The 698-nt window shown below is 37.4% G+C and carries 1 pseudogene; it reads right to left on the reverse strand.

The features are described from left to right. Positions 1-188 precede the first annotated feature (188 nt). Positions 189-698, reverse strand: a pseudogene (locus B4H32_RS03100) (translational GTPase TypA); the annotation flags it as partial.

Here is a 698-nt window from a genome sequence, read left to right on the forward strand (position 1 = left end):
CTCGCACCTACTTTTGCATTGTTTATTACATAGGCACAGTTATTCATCATAATATTGATAATTTAATATCATTCTGAAAAAAATAAAGTTATTTCACACTTTAACAACATATTTTATTTTAATAAAAATATGAACTTAAAAAACCGCTAAATAGAATTAGCGGTTTTTTCTTTTTCAGTTAAGAAAAATTATTTATCACGGTTACGCTTACGTTCGTTTTCAGTCAAGTAACGCTTACGAATACGAATTGATTTTGGTGTTACTTCAACTAACTCATCATCTTCAATGAATTCAAGCGCTTGTTCAAGCGTATATTCCAGTGCAGGTGTTAAAGTCAATGCTTCATCAGTACCAGATGCACGGACGTTGGTGAGCTGTTTCGCTTTAGTTGGGTTAACAACCATATCGTCTGAACGGGAGTTAATACCGATGATCATGCCTTCATATACTTCAAGCTGTGGTTTAGCGAATAAACGACCACGGTCTTGAAGTGTGAATAATGCATAGCCCAAGCAAGTCCCTTGAACCATAGAAATCAACACACCATTTTGACGTTTCGCAACAGTACCTGCTTTTGCTGGACCGTAATGTGAGAAGCTTGATGTCATAATCCCTGTACCAGAGGTCATGGTCAGGAACTCTGAACGGAAACCAATCAAACCACGTGAAGGTACAGTCGCTTCAATACGGATACGACC

The organism is Acinetobacter sp. UBA2063, assembly GCF_002333245.1.
GTDB classification, from domain to species: Bacteria; Pseudomonadota; Gammaproteobacteria; order Pseudomonadales; family Moraxellaceae; genus Acinetobacter; species Acinetobacter parvus.